Genomic DNA, 13658 nt, shown 5'->3' with positions numbered 1-13658 from the left:
AACTGCTCCCAGTCGCCCGACTTGTCGATCTCGAAGATCGCGTCCGCCGTGCTGCCCGGAGTGAGCGCGGTCCAGGCGAGCGACACGGCGTAGCCGTTGCCGCGGTCCGGGGCGTCCTCGCCCGCCGGGGCGTTCGCGCCCACGGTGCTGAGCTCGGGCGACACGTCGGACAGCAGCGGACCGTGCCGGGTGGCCCGGACGGTGAACCGGAACGGCTTCGAGCGGCCGAGGACCTTGATCTCCTCGTCGCGCATCCGCATCGGGCGCTGCGCGCCGTCGTAGAGGTAGGTCCTGCCCTCGACCTTCTCGAGGTAGAGGTCGATGACGTCCGGGCCGAGGTTGGTGAAGCCCCAGGCGACCTGCTGGTTGTGGCCGATGACCACGCCCGGCAGGCCGGAGAAGGTGAACCCGGAGACGTCGAAGGGGCAGTCGTCGGTGAGCGTCGTGCAGTGCAGGCCCATCTGGTACCAGATGCCCGGCATCGAGACCCCGAGGTGCGGGTCGTTGGCCAGGATCGGCTCGCCGGTCGTGGAGTGGTCGCCGTCCACGACCCACGCGTTCGAGCCGAGCCCGTCGCCCTTGCCGAGCAGGGCCGGCAGGTCGCGCACCGCCCGGTGCACCCGCTCCAGGGCGCCCTCGGCCGCCCTCGAGACGGGTGGGCGGGACGGCTTGCGAGTGCCGCCGCGGGTGGCGTCCTGCTCGAACACCTTGTCCACGACCGCGCCCTGGTCGACGATCGGGCGGTGCCGGTCGTAGGGGTAGGGCGGGAACAGCTCGGCGATCTCCGCCGGCGTCCGGGTCGCCGACATCAGGCCGCGCTCGATCTCGTCGTCCATGTTGCCGCGCAGGTCCCACGCCATCGCCTTGAGCCACGCGACGGAGTCCGCCGGCGTCCAGTCCTCGATCTGGTAGTCGGAGTTCTTCAGCCCGAGCACGGTGTACTCCAGCGAGATCTCCGAGGGCGAGTGCCGGTGCAGGTAGGCGTTCACGCCGTTGCTGTAGGCCTGCAGGTAGGCCAGCGTCGCCGGCTGGAGCCGGGACAGCTCCTGCTCCGCGACCCGGCGCCACCCCATGGTCCGGATCGTCTTGTCCGTCTCGAGGGTGGCCTCGCCGAACATCTCCGAGAGCCGTCCGGCGGTCGTGTGCCGGCGGACGTCCATCTCGAAGAACCGGTCCTGGGCCTGCACGAACCCCTGCGCGTAGAACAGGTCGTGGCTGGTCCCGGCGTAGACCTGCGGGATGCCGTGGTCGTCGCGGAGCACCTTGACGGTGCCGTCCAGGCCCTGCAGCGACAGGTCGCCGGAGGTCTGCGGGAAGGACTGGCGGACCACCACGACGCCCGCGACGAGCGCGGCCACCAGGAGCAGGACGACCGCCAGGACGCCGTACGCCGACCAGCGGCTCCAGCGCGGCCAGGCCCGGAAGCCACGTCGCGGCGCCGCCGTCGAGGAGGGAGCGGGCGTCGCTGCGGGGGTGTCGGGCACGGCGGCAATTGTGCCTGTTGCGGTCCCCCGCTCCCGCCGCGCCCCCACGCGGCACGGCCGGGAAGTTTGTGAATCGTCCCGACGTTGCGATACTTGGCAGTCGAGTCCCCGGAGTGCCAGTCGAGACCCCCGGGGACGACGTATGAGCATCCCGTGGAGGACCCGTGCCCACCTACCAGTACGCCTGCACCGAGTGCACCCACTCGTTCGAGCAGTTCCAGAGCTTCACCGACGACGCACTCACCGTGTGCCCCGTCTGCGAGGGTCGCCTGCGCAAGGTGTTCAACGCCGTCGGTGTGGTGTTCAAGGGGTCCGGCTTCTACCGCAACGACAGCCGCACCGACGGCAAGTCCGCCGGCAACGGCTCCGCGCCGAAGTCTCCCGCGACCTCGGACCACTCCGGCAGCAGCGGCGACTCGTCCTCCTCCACCGCATCGGAGAAGTCCTCGGAGAAGTCGAGCCCGGCCGGCTCGTCGTCGAAGAAGTCGTCGGACACGTCCGCCGCGACCTCGTCCAGCAACTCCCCCAGCGCCGCCTGACCCCTCGGTCCCACCCGACCCGGGCCCTGTGGACGACGGCCGACGCGGTCCCGGCGGGGCTCCTAGCCTGGGTCGATGCCCCGTCTCCCGGCCTCGTTGCGCCGCCTGCGTCGCGTCGCGCTCACCCACCGCCGTCCCCTCACGGCGCTGTGCGCGGCGGTCGCGGTGGCCGCGGCCCTGCAGGCCAACGCGGCGCCTCCCCCGCCCCGCACCCTCGTGCTGACCGCGGCGCGCGACCTCCCTGCCGGCACGGTGGTGCGGTCCGGTGACCTGGTCCGGACCCCGTTCGACCCGGGCAGCGTGCCCGCGGGCGTGCTCCCGGCCGCGGCAGCCGTCGGGCGTACGACGACCGGGCCGGTGCGCGCGGGCGAGGCGGTCACCGACGCCCGGCTGGTGACCCGGTCGCTGCTCGCCGGCTACCCGGGGCTGGTCGCGGTCCCGGTGCGGATCGGCGACCCGGCCGCCGTACGCCTGCTGCGGGTCGGGGACCGCGTCGACCTGCTCGCGGCGGACCCGCAGTCCGACTCGGCGGCACGCCTCGTGGGGCGGGACGCACCGGTGCTGGCGATCCCGCGGGCCGGGCCGGAGTCCCCCGGCCTCACCTCGGGCGCGCTCGTCGTGCTCGGCGTTCCGGACCTCACCGCCCCAACCGTCGCACAGGCCTCGGTCACGGCATTCCTGTCGGTGGTGCTGACCCGCTAGCGTGCTGCCTGTCCGCACCAGCCAGCCCCTCGGCCTTCTCGGAGGAGACAGTCATGCTCAAGGGTTTCAAGGACTTCGTGATGCGCGGCAACCTGGTGGAGCTCGCCGTCGCGTTCGTCATCGGCGCGGCGTTCGCCACCGTGGTCACCGCCACCGTCGCGCTGATCATGGACCTCGTCGGCAAGGTGGGCGGCACCCCGGACTTCTCCAGCTACAGCCCCGGCGGCATCTCGATCGGCGCCTGGCTGACCGCCGTGATCTCGTTCCTGATCATGGCCGCGGTCGTCTACTTCCTGGTCGTGACGCCCTACAACAAGCTGCAGGAGCGGATGTCGAGGGGCGAGGAGCCCACTCCCCCGGCACCCGACATCGCGCTGCTGACCGAGATCCGCGACCTGCTCGCCGGTCGCGCCGGCAGCACGAACGTCCGGGGCGGGGGCGGTCTCAGCTGAACCGCTCCGCGCCCTCCACCGCACGCACGGCCGGTCTGCTCGCCGCCTGCTGGCTGGTGCTGTGCGCCGCCGTGGTCGGCGTCGGCCGGCTGCTCACCGGCCCGCTGGCCGGCTCGGTCGGCGTCCGGGAGAACGACCTCGCTCGCTGGTTCGCCGACCAGCGCACCCCGACGCTCGACACGGTGGCCGAGGTGGGCACCTTCCTCGGGGACACCCTCGCGGGCATCGTCGCGCTGCTGCTGCTCGGCGTCGGCTTCTCGCTGTGGCGCCGGACCTGGGTGCCGTTCGCCTTCGTCGCCGTCGGGTACGGCGGCCTGCTCGGCGTCTACCTCGTCGCGACCCAGCTCGACCCGCGGGACCGGCCGCCCGTCGAGATCCTCGACAAGGGGCTGGTGCCGGACCACAGCTTCCCGTCCGGTCACACGATGACGTCGACGGCCGTGGTGTGGACGCTGCTGCTCCTGCTCTGGACGTTCACCCGGGTGTCGCGCCCGGCCACCCTGCTCCTCGCGCTCGTCCCGGTCCTCACGATGGCCGCCCGGATGTACCAGGGCGCCCACCACCTGACCGACGTGCTGACCGCGCTGCTGCTCGCGCTGGTCTGGCTGTCCGCGGTGACGCTGCTGCTGTTCCGGCCCCGCGTGCAGGCGAGCGGGACAGGCTTCCGGGCCCGGGTCCGCGGTGGCAGCATGGCGTGAGGGGGGCATCTGACAGCCAGGAGGTGGGCGTCGTGTCGGCATCGCTGCTCGCGGTCGTCGTGGACTGCGCCGAGCCGGGCCGGCAGGCGGGGTTCTGGTCCCAGGTGCTGTCCTACGAGGTGGTCGAGCGCAACACCGAGGAGTTCCTGGTGCGCGACCCGGCCGGGCTGGCTGCTCCTCTCTACTTCATGAAGGTCCCCGAGCCCCGGACCCAGAAGAACCGCCTCCACCTGGACGTGGTCACCGACGGACCCCTCACCGACGAGGTGGACCGCCTGACCGGGCTCGGGGCGCGCCTGGTCGAGTTCCGCCAGGACCCGGACACGCTGGCGAACCCGGACACGTGGGCGGTGCTGGAGGACCCCGAGGGCCTGGTGTTCTGCGCCAGCAGCTCCTCGACCCTCACCGGCTGGGACTGACCCGCCACCGGCCGCCCAGGTCTCGTCCGACCCGGATGATGACGGGGCCGCCCCACCGCCCCTAGCGTCGGGAGCCGGCAGCGAAGGGGACCGCCATGGCAAGCACCGACGACGACATCCTCGCCCGCAGCGGGCTGGCCCACGGGGTCTCGCTCTTCGGCGGGATCATCCTGGCCACCGCGGGGCTCTTCCAGTTCTTCGAAGGGGTCTCCGCCGTCCGCAAGGACAAGGTCTACGCGTCCACGCCGCAGTACGTCTACGAGTTCGACCTGACCGTGTGGGGGTGGTTCCACCTCGTGGTCGGCGCGCTCGCCGTGGCGACCGGCATCGCGATCGTCGCGGGCCAGTCCTGGGCGTTCTTCACCGGCATCTTCCTGGCCGCGCTGTCGGCGCTCACCCAGTTCCTGTTCATGCCCTACTACCCGCTGTGGGCGCTGACCATCATCGCCGTGGACGTCGCGGTGATCTGGGCGCTGTGCAGGCGGCTCCGCGAGGACTGGGCGAACCCGTAGCGGGCACGCCGGGTCAGCCGGCGTCCTCGGCGGCCCAGCGCTTCGCGGCCTCCAGGTCGGCGAACGGGAACGCGCGCGCCTGCCCCGGCCACAGCAGGCTGAGCACCTTGATCGCCGGCCCGGCCCAGCGCGCATCGGTCACGACGGCCATCCGCTCGAACGCCGTCGGGTGCCGCGCGCCGAGCTTGAGGTCCTCCCAGACGGCCTCGCCCTCGTAGTCGTCGAACTCCGGCCCGAGGACGTAGACGAGGCGGACCTTGCCGTGCTCCGCGACGGCCGCCTCGATCGCGGGGACGACGACGTTCTCGTAGTCCTCCTTCTCCACGTCGTCGACCGCCTCCAGCCCGAGCACGCCGGCCGGCATGTGAGAGAGAAGACGGATCATGTCTCCACTCTCGGCAGCCTCCGCGTCCGCGTCAACCTCCCGCCCACCCGGCGACTCTGGCGGGTCGTCCGCAGGGGGTGAGGTGGGGCCGGCCCGGGCGGGAGAGGGTGGTCGGCGACCATCCGCCCGTCCCGGAGGCGACACCGTGAGCCCGACCAGCCGTACCCACCAGATCGTCCGTGCCGTGGCCGACGGGACCGGGCTGACCGAGGAGGAGGTCTGGCTCCGGGTGGGGTCGACGGTCCTGGTGGCGGTGGTGCTGGGCGTGCTGCACACCGTCGAGCTCGTGATGGACCTGACCGCGGACCTCGCCCGGATCGCCCGCGAGTAGGACGGCTCAGCCGTGGTGCGGGGGGACCTGACGGCGGAACCACTCGTCGCTGCCCTCGCGCGGCTCGCCCTCACCCTCGTCGCCGCGCTCGTCGCGGGTGCTGTCCGGCAGCACGTCCCCGAACACCAGCGCACGACGCCGGCGCCGTTCCGCCTCCGACAGCTCGGGGGTGGCCGGGACCGGCCGCTCGTCGGGGTCGGGCGTCGGGCTCATCGCAGCGTCTCGCTGGGTCTCGCGGAGTCGAACCAGGTCGAGTCGAACTTGGCGCGCTGCGGGCTCCACCCCGTCGAGGCGGTGAAGTGGTCCGAGCTCACGCGCAGCGACCGGGCCAACGGCTCGAGGCGGGCACCGCCGACGCGGTGCAGCAGGGGTCCCATGGAAGTCGATGCTCTCGCGCCCGGCGTGCGCCGCGAAACCGGCGACCATCTCGAAGCGGCGGACCGGCTCGGCGCCGACGTTGTAGACCCCGCTCGGCGCGCTCAGCGCGGCGAGCACCGCCCCGGCGAGGTCGTCGGTGTGCACGACGTGCGCCCAGCCCTCCGGCGAGCCGAGGCCGATCGGGCGTCCGTGCCGGAGGGAGCGCAGTTGGAAGCGGGTCATCGGGTCGTCGCCGATGATCGTGCCCAGCCGCAGCACGACGCCGGTGCGCGAGCCGCAGGCGTACTCCTGGACGTGCGACTCCCCCACCGACGCCGGCTCGGTGGCCCGGGTGATCGCGAGCGGGGAGTCCTCCGCGACCCACTCGTCGCCCTGGTCGGCGTAGAGGAACGAGACGCTCTCCTGCACGACCCGGCGGACGCCCGCCTCGCGCGCGGCCTCCACCACGCGACGTACGCCCTCGGTGCGCAGCCGGTCGTTGACCCGCCACGCCCCGGGCCGCAGGCCGGACAGCCCGATCGGGATGTGCGTGGCCAGGTTGCAGACCGCGTCGGCGCCGTCGAACATCGCGGCCAGGCCGTCGCCGTCGAACAGGGTGGTGCGGGCCGCCGAGGCACCCAGCGCCTCCAGGAAGCGGGCCTTCTCCGGCGTGCGGGCGAGGCCGACCACGTCGTGGCCGGAGGAGACCAGGAAGGGCACGACGACAGAGCCGATGACGCCCGTGGCGCCGGTGACAGCCACCCTCATACGAGGACCTTTCGCGGTCTGAGGTCCCCCCGGACCCGGGTCGACGACGCGCGAACGGTGCATCGCGGCGTCGCCCTGACCGCCTCAGTGTCGGGTAACGGACTGATAACGGCAAGCCGGACGACCGGACCGGCCGTTAAATCTCCGCGCCGAGCGTCCGGTCAGCGGACGATCCGCACTTCTCACCCCGTCTGGCAGGACGGAGTGGTCCAGACCGCCGGATCAGCGCAGCGACTCGTACAGCCGCACCGTCTGCTCGGCGATCGCGTCCCAGGCGAAGGACGACACCGCCCGCTCCCGGCCCGCCCGGCCGAACCGAGCGGCCAGCTCCGGGTCGGCCGCGAGCCGGTTCACCCCCTCGGCGATGCCCCGCTCGAAACCCTTCGCGTCGTCGGCGTCGTAGGCCACGACCACCCCGGTCTCGCCGTCGACGACGACCTCGGGGATGCCGCCCACGTTGCTGGCCACGACGGCCGTCTCGCACGCCATCGCCTCGAGGTTGACGATGCCGAGCGGCTCGTAGACCGAGGGGCACAGGAACGCCAGCGCGCCGGTGAGCACCTGGCGGACCTGGTCGCGCGGCAGCATCTCGGACACCACGAACACCCCGTCGCGCTCGGCCCGCAGGTCGGCGATCAGCGCGTCCGTCTCGGCCTTGAGCTCCGGGGTGTCGGCCGCACCGGCCAGCAGCACGATCTGCAGGTCGCGGTCGAAGGCGAGGCCGGCGCGCAGCAGGTGCGGCACGCCCTTCTGCCGGGTGATCCGCCCGACGAAGGCGACGTACGGCCGGGTCAGGTCGACCCCGATCCGCTCCAGCACGGAGGTGTCCGGGTCGGGCCGGTAGAAGTCGGTGTCGATGCCGTTGTAGACGACGTGCAGCTTGCCCGGGTCGAGCGCGGGGTACGACGCGAGGATGTCGGCCTTCATGCCGTTGCTGACCGCCACCACGGCGTCGGCCGCCTCGTAGGCGGTGCGCTCCGCCCAGGAGCTGATCCGGTAGCCGCCGCCGAGCTGCTCGGCCTTCCAAGGCCGTTGCGGCTCCAGGCTGTGCGCGGTGACGACGTGCGGGACGTCGTAGAGCAGCTTGGCCCAGTGCCCGGCCATGTTGGCGTACCACGTGTGCGAGTGCACGACGTCGACCGAGCCGGCGGCCCCGATCCCCGCGGTCATCGCCACGTCGGTGGACAGCACCTGGAGGGCCGCGTTCGCGCCGGCGAGCCGCTCCTCCTTCTCGGTGTGCGCGGTGGCGCCGTCGCGCGGCTCGCCCATGCAGTGCACGTCGACGTCGATGAGCTTGCGGAGCTCCCGGACGAGGAAGTCGACGTGCACGCCGGCGCCGCCGTACACGTCGGGCGGGAACTCTCGGGTCAGGATGGCTGCTCGCATGGCCGCAATCTAGTGCGTGCGACCGGCAAGGCCCTAGGGTCGAGCCGAACACGGAAGTTCCAGGTTCCAAGGGCGGACAGGAGCACTGCACATGCCGAAGGTGTTGGGGATCGTCCTGGCGGGCGGCGAAGGCAAGCGGCTGATGCCGTTGACTCTGGACCGGGCCAAGCCCGCGGTGCCGTTCGGCGGCAGCTACCGGCTGATCGACTTCGCGCTGTCGAACCTGGTCAATGCCGGCTACCTGCAGTGCGCCGTGCTGACGCAGTACAAGTCGCACTCGCTCGACCGGCACATCTCGGTGACCTGGCGGATGTCGACGCTGCTCGGCAACTTCGTCACCCCGGTGCCGGCCCAGCAGCGGCGCGGCCCGCAGTGGTACCTCGGCAGCGCCGACGCGATCTACCAGTCGATGAACCTGATCAACGACGCGCACCCGGACATCATCGTGGTGTTCGGCGCGGACCACGTCTACCGGATGGACGCCTCGCAGATGGTCCGGGCGCACGTCGAGTCCGGCGCCGGCGTCACCGTCGCGGGCATCCGGGTGCCGCGCAAGGAGGCCTACCAGTTCGGCGTGATCAAGGCCGCGGCCGACGGGCTCACGATCGAGGAGTTCCTGGAGAAGCCGGCCGACCCGCCCGGGCTCGCGGACTCCCCCGACGAGGTGTTCGCCTCGATGGGCAACTACGTGTTCTCCACCGACGTCCTGGTCGACGCGTTGGAGAAGGACGCGGCCGACCCGAACTCCCGGCACGACATGGGCGGCGACATCATCCCGATGCTCGTCGGGCAGCAGAAGGCCTGCGTCTACGACTTCAAGGACAACGTCGTGCCCGGCGCGACCGACCGCGACCGGGACTACTGGCGCGACGTGGGAACGCTCGACTCCTACCACGAGGCGCACCTCGACCTGGTCTCCGTCGAGCCGATCTTCAACCTCTACAACACCGACTGGCCGATCTTCACCTCGCACCCGCAGCTGCCCGGCGCCAAGTTCGTCGAGAACGCGTTCGCCCGCGACACGATCGTCTGCGGCGGCTCCATCGTGTCCGGCGCCAACGTCGACAGCTCGGTGATCGGCAGCAACGTGTACGTCGGAGCGGGCGCGAAGGTCGAGCGCAGCGTCATCTTCGACAACGTCACGATCGGTCGCGGGGCGATCGTCCGCAACGCGATCCTGGACAAGAACGTGATCGTCCCCGACGGGATGGTGATCGGGGTCGACGTCGAGGAGGACCGGCGGCGCGGCTTCACGGTCAGTGACGGGGGCGTCGTCGCCCTGGCCAAGGACCAGCTGGTCATCCCCTGACGGGGTGCCGACGGGGGATCGAGCTGCGCAGCAGCCGGTCCCGTCGGGCGTAGCGGGGCAGCACCACCGGGTTCTGCTCCGCGACGCGGACCATCGACGCCACGATGTTGCGCAGGTTCATGATCAGGGCGCCGTACTCCGGCCAGTGCAGCCCGGAGAGCTCCTCGGTGCTCAGCTCGTGCGCGAGCCGGTTGAGGTCGGCGCGCACCTGGGCCACGCGCGCGGAGTCCGGCACGCCGATGGCCTCCCCCGCCTCGGCGAGCAGCGCCAGCCAGCGGTCCCGGAACGCGGGCTCCCACTCGACGAGGCTGTCGATCCCGTGCCCGAGGGTGCGGGCCATGCTGCGCAGCTCGGCGACCGCCTGCTCGTTGAGCTCCAGGAGCTCCTCGAACACGTCGGTCTTCTTCACCGACTGCGCCGCGCGCCGCGGGTTGAGCCGGCCGCTCTCCTTGGCCTGGCGCAGCAGCGCCCAGGCCCGCTCGATGTCCTGGTCGAGCGTCCGGGTGCGGGCCACCCAGCCGCGGACGTCGTCCTCGGTGCAGCGCTTCTCGCGCAGCTCGCGGGCGATGTCGCTGAGCAGCTCCCCGACGGTGTCGTCGACGGCGTCGATGGCCTTGGCCGAGGAGTAGTCGCGCAGCGGCGGCCAGACGACCATGTTGACCGCGAGCCCCACCACGATCCCGATCGCGGTGTCGAACAGCCGGTCCAGGAGGACCTGGTCGTGGGTGCTGAAGCCCGTGGTCAGCACGATCAGCCCGGTCGCGGCGACGGCGGTGCTCTCGTCCCGGAACCACCGCACGCTTCCGGCCAGCAGGCCGACCACGAGCAGAGTCGAGACCGCGAACGTGGTCAGCCCGAGGTAGTTGCCGACCACCCAGGCGAGCAGCACCCCGAGGACCGCTCCGGCGACCTGCCGCAGGCCGCGCGAGAAGGTCCGGTAGACCGTCGCGTGCACGACCAGCAGCGCCGCCCAGGGTGCCAGGAACGCCTGCGGCAGCGCGAACACCTGCGACGCCAGCACCCACGCCAGGACGGCCGCCGCCACGGTCTTGACCAGCTGCAGGACCTCGGTCCACCTGACCGGGTCACGCAGGTTCTCGCGGATCTGGGCGCGCGCGTCCGCTCCCGTCGAGACCACTCCACCACTCCCTCTCCGTCGGACCGTGTACCCGTGCTGACAGGCGCAAAACAGGTTTGGTCACGTGACGCCGGGTTACCGCGCGGGTGACAGCCATCACCGAGCGAGGAGACGACATGAGCGAGCAGACGTTGCAGGGCCGGACCATCGCGTTCCTGGTGGCCGCCGAGGGGATCGAGCAGGTGGAGCTGACCGAGCCGTGGAAGGCCGTGCAGGAGGCCGGGGGGACGCCGCGGCTGCTCTCCCCCGAGAGCGGCACCGTGCAGGCCTTCAACCACCTCGACAAGGCGGACACGTTCGACGTCGACGAGACGGTGTCCGGGGCCGACGTGGCGTCGTACGACGCGCTGGTGCTGCCCGGCGGGGTGGCGAACCCGGACGCCCTGCGCACCGACGAGAAGGCCGTCGCGTTCGTGCGGGACTTCGTGGCCAGCGGCAAGCCGGTCGCGGCCATCTGCCACGCCCCCTGGACGCTGATCGAGGCGGACGTCCTGGCCGGCCGCACGCTCACCTCCTGGCCGAGCCTGCGGACCGACATCCGCAACGCCGGCGGCACCTGGGTCGACGAGGAGGTCGTCGTCGACGGGAACCTCGTCACCAGCCGCAACCCCGACGACCTCCCCGCCTTCTCCGCCCGGCTCGTCGAGCTGGTCGCCGCCGCGCGGTGACCGGGTGCGCTGCGGCGCACTCGGACGGCCGACCCCGCGGGACGCGGCCGGTTAGCCTGACGCCATGGAAGCGACGCGTCCCGCAGCAGGTGCGCAGCCGCGACCGGGTGGAGCGGATCCTCGAGGTCGCCGGCGAGATCGTCGTCGCCGACGGCGTCGAGGCCGTCACGACCCGCGCCGTCGCCACCGGGGCGGGCCTGCCGGTCGCCTCGCTCTACCAGTACTTCGCCGACAAGGAGGCCGTCCTCCTCGCGCTCGTGGAGCGGGACGTCGCGGACCTGCAGGTCCAGCTCGCCGAGGACATCGCGGCACTCGCCACGATGAGCGTCCGCGACCTGGTCGAGGCCACGATGCGCGCATTCGTGAAGGTCTACCACCGACGTCCGCCGTTCGTGGTGATCTGGTTCCGGGGCCGCACCAACGCCGCCGTCGCGGGCTACTGCCGCGAGCACAACCGCCGGATGGCGCGCGACCTGTTCCACGTGGCCCGCTCGGCGGGGATGGTCGTGGAGGGCTCGGACGGGCTGTACGCCGAGCTGGCCGTCGAGGTCGCCGACCGGATCCTGCAGATCGCCTTCGAGGACTCGCTCACCGGCGACCCGCACGTCATCGACGAGGGCATCGCGCTGGTCACGGCGTACCTCGAGACGCACGCGACGCCGGTGGGGATCGCCGGCCGCCCGCGACACCCGGCCGGCCCGGAGCAGGCCGACCGGCCCTAGGCCTGTTGCCCGAGGTCGGTCTCGATGAGGAGGTCGGTGGGGTAGAGGTCGAGGTCGGGGTCGTGGGTGCGGGCGGTGCCGACGGGGTGGGTGCCGGTGTGGTCCTGGAGGTAGAGCAGGCCGTGCGGGTCGCGCCACAGGTAGATGCCGGGGAACGGTTGGCGCAGGGTCCAGTGGCCGTGGGTCTTGATCCGGTGGTGGGTGCGGGTCAGCGGGCCGAGGTTGCCGATCCGGGTGGCCCACTGCTTTTCGGGTCCGCCGGTGCGGGTCGCGTCGTAGGGCACGGTGTGGTCGAGGTCGAGGCGCGCGCTGGGGGCGCAGGCGTAGGGGAACACGTCGGTGGGGTAGAGCAGCCGGACGGCTTCGCGGAGCCGGTCGGGCAGCTCGTAGGCGTCCACCGGGGCCTGCTGGGCGAGGTCCAGGACCGGTTTGATGACGTAGTCGTGCAGTGGGCGTAGGTGCTGGTGCACGAAGGCGTGGGTGACCGGTCCCTCGCCCTCCCAGCGCACCACCCCACCCTGGCCGGTGGCCAGGTCGTCGGCGGACAGGTGCAGGTAGAGGGTCAGGGCGGGCAGCAGCCGGGACCAGTCGAACCGGAACTCCGGTCCCGGTGGATCGGGCGGATCGGGGTCCGGGCCGGTTGTTGGGTCGGGTGGATCGGGTGGTGGGGCACTGCCGGATGGCCGGGGAGGCGATGTCGGTGGCGTCGGGGTCAGCCAGGCGGGCAGCCGGTGCGGGGTGAACCCGACCCGGCGGGCGAACGCGTCCATCCGGGCCAACGCGTCGCTAGCCCGGTCTTCGTGTCCGGCTTCGTTGCCACCGGGGTCCAGGTCGGGCTCCGGCTCGGGTTCCGGGTCGGGGAGCGGGACGTCGAGGGTGGCGGCGCGGAGCGCGGCGAAGGCGGCGAGCAGCTCCACGGCGCGGACCGGGTTGGCCAGCAGCGCGACGGCCTTGACCCGGCGCAGGTCCTCGGTGTCGCGGTCCCCGAACGCGGCCAGCGCGTCGGCCAGGAACGCCACGGTGGCCTCCAGCCGGGCGATCACCCCGACCGTGGAGCGGAGGTAGAACCCGGCGGTGCCGTGCTCGCTGGACCGGGTCCGGTGGGCGAACTGCTCGGTGGTGGCGGCGTCCTCGCGGGCCGCCGCGGTCGCGGGGTCGGCGGCCACCACCTTGCCGGCCAGCCGGGCCTCGAAGCGGCCCCAGGACAGCGAGCCGTCCAGGTGCTCGACCATCGCCGCATCGACGTGGGCGGCCGCGTCGGCCGAGAGGTGCCGGGTGGCGGCCGCGACCCGGCGGGCGTGCGAGACCCGGGCCCGCCGGCCGGTGACCTGGGCCCAGGTCAGCGGCAGCCGGTGCCGCACGTCGAGGGCGTCGGCGACCAGCCGCCGCGCGGACCAGGGACTGATCTGCAGCCGCGCGCCGAGCTCCGCGCACGCGAACTCCGCGACCCGCGGGGTGCCGACCCCACCGACCCGGACCGCCCGCTCGCCGCCCGCCGGCCCCCGGTCCGAGCGGGGCAGCGTGTCCCCGCTGTGCTGGTCGGCGAACACCGCCGCCAGCTCGAACAACGCCGCGTCCGCATCGGTCCGGACCGCGTGCAGCCGCGACACCGCCTCCAGCGTCGCCACCACGCTGTCGGGGGCCGATCTCGTTGCCTGCATGAGGAAACTCTCCCAGCAACCACCGACAGAACCGCCCACGAACAGCCCCGTGGAGCCCGGTTGTGCAGAACTTTTCGAGAGTCTTCCCGCGTCATACCGCTGCCGCCAGGGCCTCCCCTGGCAGGAT

At 72.4% G+C, this 13658-nt stretch carries 15 protein-coding genes and 1 pseudogene; 10 read left to right on the top strand and 6 right to left on the bottom strand.

Going from position 1 to position 13658, the window contains the following annotated elements:
• Positions 1–14: 14 nt before the first annotated feature.
• Positions 15–1634: pseudogene (locus KRR39_RS25435) on the bottom strand (penicillin acylase family protein); the annotation flags it as partial.
• A gap of 14 nt (positions 1635–1648) precedes the next feature.
• On the opposite strand from KRR39_RS25435, the gene KRR39_RS23965 reads away from it, so the two are divergent.
• The 6 genes from KRR39_RS23965 (at position 1649) to KRR39_RS23940 (ending at position 4806) form a co-directional block, all read left to right on the top strand.
• On the top strand, positions 1649–2023 hold the full coding sequence (locus tag KRR39_RS23965; protein WP_216939834.1) for an FmdB family zinc ribbon protein: 375 nt from the start codon (positions 1649–1651) through the stop codon (positions 2021–2023).
• 75 nt (positions 2024–2098) lie between these two features.
• On the top strand, positions 2099–2725 hold the full coding sequence (locus KRR39_RS23960; protein WP_216939833.1) for an SAF domain-containing protein: 627 nt from the start codon (positions 2099–2101) through the stop codon (positions 2723–2725).
• A 53-nt stretch (positions 2726–2778) separates the two neighbouring features.
• Positions 2779–3177, top strand: a complete 399-nt coding sequence (mscL, locus tag KRR39_RS23955; RefSeq protein WP_216939832.1) for a large conductance mechanosensitive channel protein MscL — start codon at positions 2779–2781, stop codon at positions 3175–3177.
• A gap of 56 nt (positions 3178–3233) precedes the next feature.
• Positions 3234–3875, top strand: a complete 642-nt coding sequence (locus KRR39_RS23950; protein WP_216939831.1) for a phosphatase PAP2 family protein — start codon at positions 3234–3236, stop codon at positions 3873–3875.
• A 32-nt stretch (positions 3876–3907) separates the two neighbouring features.
• Positions 3908–4294 carry a VOC family protein gene (locus tag KRR39_RS23945; RefSeq protein WP_216939830.1) on the top strand — a complete coding sequence of 129 codons (387 nt, stop codon included), beginning with the start codon at positions 3908–3910 and terminating at the stop codon, positions 4292–4294.
• Between the two features lie 95 nt (positions 4295–4389).
• Entirely contained in the window at positions 4390–4806 is a 417-nt protein-coding gene (locus KRR39_RS23940) for a DUF7144 family membrane protein (protein WP_216939829.1), read from the top strand.
• Between the two features lie 13 nt (positions 4807–4819).
• Here KRR39_RS23940 and KRR39_RS23935 read toward each other — a convergent pair whose 3' ends face one another.
• Complete coding sequence (locus tag KRR39_RS23935; protein ID WP_216939828.1) at positions 4820–5191, bottom strand: SpoIIAA family protein; 372 nt, start codon at positions 5189–5191, stop codon at positions 4820–4822.
• A gap of 145 nt (positions 5192–5336) precedes the next feature.
• Between KRR39_RS23935 and KRR39_RS23930 the strand changes: the two genes are divergently transcribed.
• Complete coding sequence (locus KRR39_RS23930; RefSeq protein ID WP_216939827.1) at positions 5337–5522, top strand: hypothetical protein; 186 nt, start codon at positions 5337–5339, stop codon at positions 5520–5522.
• A 6-nt stretch (positions 5523–5528) separates the two neighbouring features.
• On the opposite strand, the gene KRR39_RS23925 is transcribed toward KRR39_RS23930, so the two are convergent.
• On the bottom strand, positions 5529–6647 hold the full coding sequence (locus KRR39_RS23925; protein WP_216939826.1) for an NAD-dependent epimerase/dehydratase family protein: 1119 nt from the start codon (positions 6645–6647) through the stop codon (positions 5529–5531).
• 222 nt (positions 6648–6869) lie between these two features.
• The gene (glgA, locus tag KRR39_RS23920; protein ID WP_216939825.1) at positions 6870–8033 is read right to left on the bottom strand and encodes a glycogen synthase; all 1164 of its coding nucleotides are present in this window, start codon (positions 8031–8033) and stop codon (positions 6870–6872) included.
• A gap of 91 nt (positions 8034–8124) precedes the next feature.
• On the opposite strand from glgA, the gene glgC reads away from it, so the two are divergent.
• Positions 8125–9342, top strand: coding sequence for a glucose-1-phosphate adenylyltransferase (gene glgC, locus KRR39_RS23915; RefSeq protein WP_216939824.1), 1218 nt, complete (start codon positions 8125–8127; stop codon positions 9340–9342).
• On the opposite strand, the gene KRR39_RS23910 is transcribed toward glgC, so the two are convergent.
• Complete coding sequence (locus KRR39_RS23910) at positions 9332–10480, bottom strand: FUSC family protein (protein WP_216939823.1); 1149 nt, start codon at positions 10478–10480, stop codon at positions 9332–9334. The genes glgC and KRR39_RS23910 overlap by 11 nt on opposite strands.
• A gap of 116 nt (positions 10481–10596) precedes the next feature.
• On the opposite strand from KRR39_RS23910, the gene KRR39_RS23905 reads away from it, so the two are divergent.
• A complete protein-coding gene (locus KRR39_RS23905) occupies positions 10597–11148 on the top strand; it encodes a type 1 glutamine amidotransferase domain-containing protein (RefSeq protein WP_216939822.1) in 552 nt (183 codons plus the stop codon).
• A gap of 89 nt (positions 11149–11237) precedes the next feature.
• A complete protein-coding gene (locus tag KRR39_RS23900; protein WP_216939821.1) occupies positions 11238–11870 on the top strand; it encodes a TetR/AcrR family transcriptional regulator in 633 nt (210 codons plus the stop codon).
• Here KRR39_RS23900 and KRR39_RS23895 read toward each other — a convergent pair.
• Positions 11867–13531, bottom strand: a complete 1665-nt coding sequence (locus tag KRR39_RS23895; protein WP_216939820.1) for an HNH endonuclease signature motif containing protein — start codon at positions 13529–13531, stop codon at positions 11867–11869. The genes KRR39_RS23900 and KRR39_RS23895 overlap by 4 nt on opposite strands.
• Positions 13532–13658 lie beyond the last annotated feature (127 nt).

It is taken from the genome of Nocardioides panacis, from assembly GCF_019039255.1.
Classification (GTDB): Bacteria; Actinomycetota; Actinomycetes; order Propionibacteriales; family Nocardioidaceae; genus Nocardioides_B; species Nocardioides_B panacis.
This window is presented reverse-complemented; position numbering and strand designations above follow the sequence as displayed.

Coding starts and splice junctions, on each gene's coding strand:
- KRR39_RS23895 (WP_216939820.1), bottom strand. CDS start 13,531: ATGCAGGCAACGAGATCGGCCCCCGACAGCGTGGTGGCGACGCTGGAG.
- KRR39_RS23905 (WP_216939822.1), top strand. CDS start 10,597: ATGAGCGAGCAGACGTTGCAGGGCCGGACCATCGCGTTCCTGGTGGCC.
- mscL (WP_216939832.1), top strand. CDS start 2,779: ATGCTCAAGGGTTTCAAGGACTTCGTGATGCGCGGCAACCTGGTGGAG.
- KRR39_RS23925 (WP_216939826.1), bottom strand. CDS start 6,647: ATGAGGGTGGCTGTCACCGGCGCCACGGGCGTCATCGGCTCTGTCGTC.
- glgC (WP_216939824.1), top strand. CDS start 8,125: ATGCCGAAGGTGTTGGGGATCGTCCTGGCGGGCGGCGAAGGCAAGCGG.
- KRR39_RS23940 (WP_216939829.1), top strand. CDS start 4,390: ATGGCAAGCACCGACGACGACATCCTCGCCCGCAGCGGGCTGGCCCAC.
- glgA (WP_216939825.1), bottom strand. CDS start 8,033: ATGCGAGCAGCCATCCTGACCCGAGAGTTCCCGCCCGACGTGTACGGC.
- KRR39_RS23935 (WP_216939828.1), bottom strand. CDS start 5,191: ATGATCCGTCTTCTCTCTCACATGCCGGCCGGCGTGCTCGGGCTGGAG.
- KRR39_RS23960 (WP_216939833.1), top strand. CDS start 2,099: ATGCCCCGTCTCCCGGCCTCGTTGCGCCGCCTGCGTCGCGTCGCGCTC.